Source organism: Streptomyces katrae, assembly GCF_000966975.1.
Classification (GTDB): Bacteria; Actinomycetota; Actinomycetes; order Streptomycetales; family Streptomycetaceae; genus Streptomyces; species Streptomyces katrae.
The window spans coordinates 1-9,977 of sequence record NZ_JZWV01000766.1 but is presented as its reverse complement, the minus strand read 5'-3'; the positions used below and the strand labels follow the sequence as shown (position 1 = coordinate 9,977).

Sequence of the window (9,977 nt, the reverse complement as noted above, 5' to 3'; positions counted from 1 at the left end):
ACCCGGCGCGGCTCGGGGCGGGCCGCGGCGGGGCGTCCGGCGCCGCCGCCGGGGGCGGCCACGGCGCGCGGGGTGCGCTTGGGGAGGCCCTTGGCGGTGACGGCCTCGGTGACGGGTTCGGGGTGGCTGCCCTGGCGGGGGACGAAGCCGTCCTCGGCGTCGGGTGCCCGTCGGTGCCCGCCCTGGTCGGCGTCGTTCCGTTCCCGGCGCGGCAGCCCTGCCTTGCGTACGGGGCCACCGGGCGCGGTGCCGGACACCCCGGCGGCGTCCCCCTGGGCGGGGTCGGCCGCGGTGAAGGCGTCCGCATCGGCGTCGGCCACGACCCGCGCGAGGAGTTCCTCCCCGGCACCGGCCCCACCCGGCGCCTCCGCCGCGGGGGCGGGCACCGTGAAGACCTGGTCGGCGGGCGGCAGCGCGTCCTCGAAGCCGGCCGCCGGGTCGGCCACGCCCCGGGCCGGCAGCTCCTCGGCGGACGCCTCGGCGACGGGCTCGGCGGCGGCCGGCTCGGCGGCGGCCGTGAAGACCTGGTCGGCCGGGGGCAGCTGGGCGTCCTCGAAGGCCTCGGCCAGCGGCATCACGCGGGCGGGGCGCTCCCCACCGGCTTCCTCGTCCTCGTCCGCGTCCGCGCGGGCGGACCGCTTGCTGAAGGCTCCGGTGCCGAAGGCTTCCGCGACCAGGTCCGCGGCGGCGAAGCCCTCGGACTCGGCGGCACCGTCGGCGTCCGCCCCGAACCCGTCGGAGTCGAAGCCGTCGGCGCCGAACCCGTGGGCGGCAGACCCGTCGGCGTCGTCACCGGCAGCGTCGGACCCGGCGGCACCTGCCTCGGCGCCATCGTTCCCGACGCCTCCGGCCCCGGCGGCCTCGTACTCGGCGGCCCCGGCACCAGCGGTCCCGGACCCGGCGGCGGACGTGTCCGCGTCCTCGTGCTCGGCGGTCCCGGCACCAGCCGTCCCGGACTCGACGGCACCGTCCCCGGCGCCTTCATGCCCGGCTGCCCCGTGCTCTGCGGCCTCCGCGGCCAAGGCCTCCGCCTCGTCGGCGTCCGTCCCGGAGGCCCCCGTCTCAAGGGCCTCCATCCCGAAGGCCTCCGCCTCGTCGGCCTCCGTCTCGAAGGCCTCCGCGAGGGTGACCACCTTGGCGGTCTCCTCGGGTGCCGGGGCGTCCGTCACGGGCGGGCGGAGCCGGGGCGGGAGGGTGTGCTCGTTCGCCTCGGCTATCACGCCGGGCAGCTGGTAGGCGGGCGCGCCGGAGGAGCCCAGGCTGTGGACCGGGGAGGCCGGCGGGGCGTCCGGGAGCAGCGCGGCCGGGATGACCACGAGGGCCTCCGTGCCGCCGTGGGCGGCGGTGCGCAGCTCGGCGGTGACGCCGTGGCGGGCCGCGAGGCGGCCGGCGACGTACAGGCCGAGGCCCAGGCCGTGTTCGGCCTCGGGTTCCTCGTCGTAGGCCTCGGGGGTGGAGAGGCGGGAGTTCAGGGAGTCGAGCCGGTCCCCGGTGACGCCGATGCCCTCGTCGACGACGGACAGCACCACGTCGCCGGCGTCGGTGATGTGGCCGGAGACCTTCACCTTGGCTTCCGGCGGGGAGAAGGTGGTGGCGTTCTCCAGGAGCTCGGCGACGACGTGCGAGATGTCGTCGGCGGCGTGTCCCGCGACCTGCGTGTAGGAGGGCAGGGTGGTCAGGTCGACGCGCTCGTAGCGCTCGATCTCGCTGACGGCGGCGCGCATGACGTCGACCAGCGGCACCGGCAGGCTCTGGCCGTGGCCGTGCTCCTGACCGGCGAGGACCAGGAGGTTCTCGTTGTGGCGGCGCATGACCGTGGCGAGGTGGTCCAGCTTGAAGAGGGTGGCGAGCCGGTCGGGGTCGCCTTCCTTGGACTCCAGTTCCTCGATGACCGCGAGCTGGCGCTCGACCAGGCCGAGGGTGCGCAGCGAGAGCGAGACCGAGGTGGTCGACATGACGCGGCGGTGCTCTTCGAGCCCGGCGCGCAGTTCCGCGAGCTCTCCTTCGAGGGCCTTGCGGGTGGAGGCCAGCTCCTTCTCGCGGGCTTCGCGGCTGGTGGCGAGGGCCTCGTTGCGGCCGATGAGGCGGCGGCGGTCGGCGTCGAGCCCGGCGATCCTGGTGTGCAGGGCGACGGTCTGCTCGCGGACGGCGTTGAGGTGGCGGACGACCTCGGCGAACTCGTCATTGCGGCCGGTGAAGCGCACGGGCTCCTGGGAGCCCTCCGGGGTGGCCAGCCGCTCGGCGCCGCGGCGCAGTACGGACAGGGGCCGGGTCAGGGAGCGGGCGATGCCCGTGGTGAAGCCGATGACGAAGAGGAAGAGGACGCCGAGTCCGGCGACCATCAGTTCGAGCCGGGTGACGTCGTCGTCGCGCAGGGTGGCGAGGGCGGTGGCCCGCTGGCCGGCGAGGGTGGCCTCGACGGAGCGCATGCGGTCGAGGCGGGCGGTCAGCGCGGAGGCGAGGGCGGCCGGGTCGGTGGCCTTGCGCTCGGCGGCGGTCAGGGCGGGCCGCTCGGTGAGGCGCTTGAGCTGGTCCTCGGCGGTCTTGACCTCGGGGCCGGTGACGGTGGCGGCGAGGGTCTGGCGCACGCCGGGGCGGGCGGCCCGGTTGAAGTCGTCGAGGGCGGCCTGCTCGCGCACGCGGGAGCGCTGGGCGGCGGCGCTGAGCTCGTCGGCGGCGGCGTTGCCCGGGGCCTGGTCGGCGCGGGGGACGGCCAGCGCGGCGAGCAGCAGCCCGCGGGTGGCGGAGGCCTGGTCCACGGCCTGGCTGAGCGGTGCCATGGGGCGGGTGACGGCCAGGGCGGCCTCGGCGCGCGGCGGGGTGAGCTCGGCGAGCCGGTCGCCGGGGGCGAGGAGTTCGGTGATGAGGCCGGCGTAGGCCTGCTGGGCGGCGACGGCGGTGCCCTTGCCGTCGACGGCCTCGGCGCGGGCGGCCTTGATGTGGCCGAGGGCGCGGGCGAGGTCCTCGTCGGCCTCCGGGCGGAGTTCGGCGAGCTGCCGGTCGGTGCGCGCGGTGCGCTCGTCGACGGGGGCCTTGGCGTTGCCGGGCCGGCCCTTGGCCACGTACTCGACGACGGCGTCGCGCTCGTCGGCGAGGAGGTGGACGAGGGTGAGGGCGTGCTGTGTCTGCTCGGCGAGGGTGACGAGTCGCTGGGAGTCGTCCAGTTCCCTGGTGGCGGAGACGACGGCGGGGGTGCCGGCCGCGAGGACGGTGAGTCCGGCGACTGCTACTCCGACGACCAGCCTGCTGCGGACGCGTACGCGTCGTCCTGCGTTGGCGGGTCCGTCGGCGCTGGCGGTGCCGTTCTTCCGAGACCGCTTCTTCTGCACCGGTGCTCGCAATCCTGTACGTGGGGTCGTGCTCGTCTACTCGTGTGGCCGAGGTAACGGCCGGTCAACAAGTAAACGCCCCCTGCCCCCTCGTACCGCCTCAGACCTTCGCAGTGTGTTGGGAGGAGAGCCGCACATCGCCCACCCGGCCACTCGAAGGAGTGAACATCACGGAGGAGTGGCCGACCAACTCGGGCACGGCGTGCCAGGGGCCCTCCGTGGACGGGTGGTTGAAAGATCGAGGCGGCCTTTGGCAATATGCCCGCCCACATTTACCGGCAGTACCCCTTCCGGCATTGGTACGTACCTGAGGGGCTCCCCCGGGCCCCGGTGGGGAGAATGTCCGCATGCGCATCGACCTCGCTTCGGCCCCCGGCAGTGCGGAACGCCCCAACGAGGACTGGGTGTCGGCGTCGACACCTGCGGCGGGAGGGGGTGTTGTGGTGGTCCTGGACGGGGTCACTCCGCCCCGCGGGGACGACGGCTGTGCGCACGGAGTGCCCTGGTTCGCCACCCGTCTGGGTGGCCGATTGACCGAACTGTCCGGATCGCGACGGGACATGCCGCTCGACCGGATCCTGGCCCGGGCCATCGGGGACACGGCCGACGCCCACCGTGACACCTGTGACCTTTCTCACGTCCGGACCCCGCAGGCGACGGTGGTGATGGTCCGCTGGGACGAGGCCCGGGTGGAGCACCTCGTGCTCTCGGACTCCGTGCTCCTGCTGCAGGCGCCCGGCGGCGCGGTCACGGCGGTGCTCGACGACCGGCTGGACCGGATCCCGCACGTGGTGCGCGGCTCGGTGGCCGCGACGGACGCGCTGCGCAACGCCGAGGGCGGCTTCTTCACCGCCGCCGCGGACCCCTCGGTGGCGGCCCGGGCGGTCGTCGGGCGCACCCCGCGGCGTGAGGTGGGGGCGCTGGCCGCGCTGACGGACGGGGCGAGCCGGTGGACGGACACCTTCGGGCAGGGCGACTGGGCGGCCTGCCTGGGCGTGCTGCGGGAGGAGGGGGCGCGGGGGCTGATCGGGCGGGTCCGGGCCATCGAGTCCGACCCGGGGCGCCCGCCGGCTCGCCACAAGCGCCACGACGACGCCTCGGCGGTGTACGCCGAACTGTGAGACCGGGACGTCCCCGGGCCGCTACTCCTCGCCGGAGTTGAGCTGGTTGAGCAGCCGGGCCAGCTCGGCGACCTCGCCGCGGTCCCAGTCGGCCAGCTTGCGCATGTACTGCTCGCGCCGGGCGCCCCGGACGCGCAGGAACCGCTCCCGGCCCTCGTCCGTGAGGCCGACGAGGAAGGCCCGGCCGTCGGCGGGGTCCGGCTCGCGGGCGACCAGGCCCAGCACCTCCAGGGCGCGCAGCTGGCGGCTCATGGTGGCCTTGCCGACGCCGAAGTAGGCGGCCAGCTCCGTGGCCCGCTGGCGGCCGGCGGCCTCCAGCCGGACGAGCAGCCCGTACGCGGCGGGCTCCAGCTCCGGGTGCAGGGCGCGGGCCATCTCGCCCGAGGAGGCCCGGGCGCGCCGGAGGAAGACGGACAGCTCCCGCTCCAGAGCGAGGAACTCCTGGTCTTCACTGCCGTGCACGTGCCGCTCCCATCACTGGTGGGGCGCGGGCCTGGCACCGGCACCCCTGTACGGGTCCAGTATTTCGCAGGCGGTGCGCCGCAGGCCCGGGGCCCCGCCGGTAGGCGGGGCGCCGGGCCTGACCGCGGTGCGGCCGTACCGGTCAGGCGGCCTTGGTGAAGGAGACCACCGCCGGGGCGAGGGCCAGCTCCAGCACCTGGCGCACGTCGGTCACCGGGTGCACCTCCAGTCCTTCCAGCACCTCGCTGGGGACGTCGTCCAGGTCCGCCTCGTTGCGCTTCGGGATGATCACCGTGGTCAGCCCGGCCCGGTGCGCGGCGAGCAGCTTCTGCTTGACCCCGCCGATGGGCAGCACCCGCCCGGTCAGCGAGACCTCGCCGGTCATGGCCACGTCCGTGCGGACCTGACGGCCGGAGAGCAGGGAGGCCAGCGCGGTGGTCATGGTGATGCCCGCGCTCGGCCCGTCCTTGGGGACGGCGCCCGCCGGGAAGTGGATGTGCACGCCCCGGTCCTTCAGGTCGGCGACCGGGAGCTCCAGCTCGGCGCCGTGCGAGCGCAGGAAGCTGAGCGCGATCTGCGCCGACTCCTTCATCACGTCACCCAGCTGCCCGGTCAGGGTCAGCCCGGCCGCGCCCGTCTCCGGGTCGGCCAGGGAGGCCTCGACGAAAAGCACGTCGCCGCCGGCACCGGTCACGGCGAGACCGGTCGCCACGCCCGGAACGGCCGTGCGCCGCTCGGCCGGGTCCTGGGCGGACTCCGGCACGTGGTGCGGCCGGCCGATCAGGCCGCGGAGCTCGCCCGCGCCGATGGTGAACGGGAACTCCCGCTCGCCCAGCTCGTGCTGCGCGGCCACCTTGCGCAGCAGCCGCGCGATGGACCGCTCCAGGGTGCGCACGCCCGCCTCACGGGTGTACTCCCCGGCCAGCTTGCGCAGCGCCTCCTCCTCCAGGACCACTTCCTCGGCGGTCAGCCCGGCCCGCTCCAGCTGGCGGGGCAGCAGGTGGTCACGGGCGATGACGACCTTCTCGTCCTCGGTGTACCCGTCGAGGCGCACCAGCTCCATGCGGTCGGCCAGGGCCTCGGGGATGGCCTCCAGCACGTTGGCCGTGGCCAGGAACACCACGTCGCTCAGGTCGAGCTCCACCTCCAGGTAGTGGTCGCGGAAGGTGTGGTTCTGCGCCGGGTCCAGGACCTCCAGCAGGGCCGCCGCCGGGTCGCCGCGGAAGTCGGAACCCACCTTGTCGATCTCGTCGAGGAGCACGACCGGGTTCATGGAGCCGGCCTCCTTGATGGCCCGGACGATCCGGCCCGGCAGGGCGCCCACGTACGTCCGGCGGTGGCCGCGGATCTCGGCCTCGTCGCGGACGCCGCCCAGGGCGACGCGCACGAACTTGCGGCCCATGGCGTGGGCCACGGACTCCCCGAGCGAGGTCTTGCCGACGCCGGGGGGCCCGACCAGGGCGAGCACGGCCCCGCCGCGCCGGCCGCCGATGACGCCCATGCCCCGCTCCCCGCGCCGCTTGCGCACGGCGAGGTACTCGGTGATGCGGTCCTTCACGTCGTCCAGCCCGGCGTGCTCGGCGTCCAGGACGGCCCGCGCGCCCTGGATGTCGTACTGGTCCTCGCTGCGCTCGTTCCACGGCAGCTCCAGCACGGTGTCCAGCCAGGTGCGGATCCAGGAGCCCTCGGGGCTCTGGTCGCTGGCCCGCTCCAGCTTGTCGACCTCCTTGAGCGCGGCCTCGCGCACCTTCTCGGGCAGGTCGGCGGCCTCGACGCGGGTGCGGTAGTCGTCGGACTCCTCGCCCTCCTTCTCCCCGCCCAGCTCGCGCAGCTCCTTGCGGACGGCCTCCAGCTGGCGGCGCAGCAGGAACTCGCGCTGCTGCTTCTCCACGCCGTCCTGGACGTCCTTGGCGATGGACTCGGCGACGTCCTGCTCGGCGAGGTGGTCGCTGAGCGCCTTGACGGCGAGCCGCAGGCGGGCGACCGGGTCGACCGTCTCCAGCAGTTCGACCTTCTGCGCCACGGTCAGGAACGGCGAGTACCCGGAGTTGTCGGCGAGCGCCGACACCCCCTCGATCTGCTGCACCCGGTCCACGACCTGCCAGGCGCCGCGCTTCTTGAGCCAGCTGGTGGCGAGCGCCTTGTACTCCTTGACGAGCTCGGCGACCGCCCCGGGCAACGGGTCGGGCACCTTCTCCTCCACGGTCTCCCCCTCGACCCAGAGCGCCGCCCCGGGCCCGGTGGTCCCGGCGCCGATCCGGACGCGGCCGCGCCCGCGGATCAGCGCCCCGGGATCGCCGTCGGAGAGCCGCCCGACCTGTTCGACGGTCCCCAGCACACCGATCCCGGCGTACTTCCCGTCGACCCGCGGCACGAGCAGTACCCGGGGCTTCCCGCTGCCGCGCGCCGCCTGCGCGGCCTCCACGGCCGCGCGCACCTCGGCGTCGGACAGGTCCAGCGGGACGACCATCCCGGGCAGCACGACCTCATCGTCGAGCGGCAGCACGGGCAGGGTGAGCGTTACGGACGTCGAAGCCATGATCTTCCCTCCGGCAGTGAAGTTGAGCTATGCCGACTCAATGCTTCTGCGCCCGGCGATGTTCCCCAACTCGCGTTCGCCCGGGGCGAACACCTCCGCGACGCTCCCCGTAGCACCATGAGCCCATGGCAGACATACGACGGACCGTCAGCAGCGGCTCCCCCCTGGAACCCCGGATCGGCTTCTCTCGTGCGGTCCGACTGGGCCGGCACGTGGCCGTCGCGGGCACGGCTCCCATCGGGGACGACGGCTCCACCGTCGGCCCGGGCGACGTCCACGCCCAGACGGTGCGCTGCCTGGACATCGCCCAACGGGCCCTGGAGGAGGCGGGCGCCTCCCTGGAGCACACCGTGCGGACGCGGATCATGCTCACCGACATCACCCGCTGGGAGGAGGCCGCGCAGGCCCACGGCGAGCGCTTCGCGGGCATCCGCCCGGCGGCCACGTTCGTGGAGGTGTCCCGGTTCATCGACCCCGCCTGGCTGGTCGAGGTGGAACTCGACGCCATCCTCGACAAGGACTGACGGGGGCCGACGGGGACTGACGGGGGGCGACGGGGGCCGATGTGGGCCAGGGCCGTTACGACGCCCCGACGGTGATGTCGCCCGAGCTGGTGCGCACCGTGATGCCCGACCGGGCGTCGGGCACGTCGTTCAGGGAGACGCGCCGGGTCCCGGAGGCCGTGTCGGCGGACACCTTGTAGGAGCCCTGCGGGGCCTTGAGGCCGACGTCGCCGGAGCTGGTGGTGACGGACACCGAGGCCGGAGCCTTCACGAAGCCGGCCTCCACGTCCCCGGAGGAGGCGCGGAGCTCGGCCTCGGCCCCTTCCAGGCCGGTGGCGGTGATCCGCCCCGAGGCCGTACGGACTTTCACCGGGCCGGTGATCCCCTCGGCCCGGACGTCCCCGGAGGAGGTGGTCAGGTCGGCCCCGGCGACGCCCTTCACCACGACGTCCCCGCTGCTGCTCTCGACCCGCACCCGGGCCGCCGCGGGCACCTCCAGGCGGTAGTCGATCCAGCAGTCGTCCTCGCAGCCGTCGCTGAACTTCAGCACCCCGCCCGAGACCCGCTGGCCGGGCGTGGGCACCGTACCGCCCCGGTAGTGGACGACCCGCCGGACGGCGACCCCGGGGCCGGCACCGGGGACCACCTCGACGTCACCGCTGCGGACGCCCGTCAGCTCGACCGCCGTCACCGCCTCGGAGACGGTGGTGTCGGCATCGGCGGTCTTCACCGGGCCCACCCCCGTCAGGGCGCAGCCGGACAGCAGGAGGGCGGCCCCGAGGGCCGTGACGACGAGGCGGGTTGACGAGGCGTGAGGTCCCATGCGCACGAGTCTGCCGACCGGACGGCCACACCGCACGGGTGCATCCATCCGAACCGGGGGTGGTACTAACCCCACCCCCGCACCCTTCTCGCCCTTCTCGCCCTTCTCGCCCTCCCTCAGCCCCCGACCACCACGGGCCGGTCCGAGGGCATCCCCCACTCGCTCCACGACCCGTCGTACACCGCGGTCTCCCCGTACCCGGCCAGGGTCGCCCCCAGCGCGAGCACGCACGCCGTCACGCCGGAACCGCAGCTGAAGTAGAGCCGCTCCCGCTCCCCGGCCAACGCCTCGAAGGCCGCCCGGAGTTCCCCGGCCGGGCGCATCAGGCCGCCGGGCCCCACGAGCTCACCGAACGGCAGGTTCAGCGCGCCCGGCATGTGCCCGCCCCGCAGCCCCGGCCGCGGCTCGGGGGCACTCCCGGCGAACCGCTCCCGGGTCCGGGCGTCGAGCACGACGGCGGCCGGGTCGGCGAGCGCGGCGGCAACGGCGTCGGCGTCCACGAGCAGCCCCGGGTGCGGCCGGGCGGTGAAGGACCCCCGCGGCCCGTCGTACACCGCCGGCCCGTCCTCGACGGGCAGCCCGGCGGCCGTCCAGGCGGGCAGCCCCCCGTCCAGCACGGCCACCCGGTCGAAGCCCATGGCCCGCAGCATCCACCAGGCCCGGGCACTGGAGTAGATCCCGGCGGCGTCGTACACCACCACCGCGTCACCGTCCCCGACCCCGAGCCCCCGCAACGCCTCCTCGAACGCCGCCGCCGTGGGCATGGTGTGGGGGGCGGGGGCGTCGTGGTCGGACAGCTGCCCGTCCAGGTCGAAGGGCCGGGCCCCCGGAATCCGCTGGGGGCCGCCCCGATGCGCCCCGACGGACGCGTCGAACACCACGACCCGGCCAAGGTGCGAGGCAAGCCAGCCGGTACCGACGAGGGGGCCGGGTATCGGGGGTACGGATGCGGGGGAGGGGGAGGGGGAGGGTGCGGGTGAGGACATACGGAGCCTCCGGGGGCGGCGTCGGAAACGATCTCCCGCCCATCCTGCCCACCCCGCGCGGGGCGGGCCACGCCAACACCGGTACCCGACCCGCCGCGACGGACCCGGCACCGAACAGCCAACCGGGACGGGGGAGGTCGGGACTTGGGCGGGGCGGTCTCAGAGCTGTCTTGGGGCTTTCCCGTCAGTCTCATCGTCCTTCCGCGTCGGGCCG

Annotated in this window: 7 protein-coding genes; 2 read left to right on the top strand and 5 right to left on the bottom strand. The window is 74.9% G+C overall.

Annotation, left to right across the window (positions count from 1 at the left end):
• On the bottom strand, positions 1-3,329 hold a 3,329-nt coding region (locus VR44_RS41480), incomplete at its 3' end, for a sensor histidine kinase (protein ID WP_052713839.1).
• 347 nt (positions 3,330-3,676) lie between these two features.
• On the opposite strand from VR44_RS41480, the gene VR44_RS26155 reads away from it, so the two are divergent.
• Positions 3,677-4,450, top strand: a complete 774-nt coding sequence (locus VR44_RS26155) for a protein phosphatase 2C domain-containing protein (protein ID WP_045950058.1) — start codon at positions 3,677-3,679, stop codon at positions 4,448-4,450.
• Positions 4,451-4,471: 21 nt separating this feature from the next.
• Here VR44_RS26155 and VR44_RS26150 read toward each other — a convergent pair whose 3' ends face one another.
• Both VR44_RS26150 and lon read right to left on the bottom strand, forming a co-directional pair.
• Positions 4,472-4,912: a MarR family winged helix-turn-helix transcriptional regulator gene (locus VR44_RS26150; protein ID WP_045950057.1), complete on the bottom strand. Its 441-nt coding sequence runs from the start codon at positions 4,910-4,912 to the stop codon at positions 4,472-4,474.
• Positions 4,913-5,054: 142 nt separating this feature from the next.
• Positions 5,055-7,451: an endopeptidase La gene (gene lon, locus VR44_RS26145; RefSeq protein ID WP_045950056.1), complete on the bottom strand. Its 2,397-nt coding sequence runs from the start codon at positions 7,449-7,451 to the stop codon at positions 5,055-5,057.
• A 125-nt stretch (positions 7,452-7,576) separates the two neighbouring features.
• Between lon and VR44_RS26140 the strand changes: the two genes are divergently transcribed.
• The gene (locus tag VR44_RS26140; protein ID WP_045950055.1) at positions 7,577-7,975 is read left to right on the top strand and encodes a RidA family protein; all 399 of its coding nucleotides are present in this window, start codon (positions 7,577-7,579) and stop codon (positions 7,973-7,975) included.
• Positions 7,976-8,030: 55 nt separating this feature from the next.
• Here the strand turns inward: VR44_RS26140 and VR44_RS26135 are convergent, their stop codons facing one another.
• Together VR44_RS26135 and VR44_RS26130 are read right to left on the bottom strand one after the other, a co-directional pair.
• Positions 8,031-8,777, bottom strand: coding sequence for a DUF4097 family beta strand repeat-containing protein (locus VR44_RS26135; protein ID WP_045950054.1), 747 nt, complete (start codon positions 8,775-8,777; stop codon positions 8,031-8,033).
• A gap of 116 nt (positions 8,778-8,893) precedes the next feature.
• The gene (locus tag VR44_RS26130) at positions 8,894-9,763 is read right to left on the bottom strand and encodes a sulfurtransferase (RefSeq protein WP_045950053.1); all 870 of its coding nucleotides are present in this window, start codon (positions 9,761-9,763) and stop codon (positions 8,894-8,896) included.
• Positions 9,764-9,977: the final 214 nt, after the last annotated feature.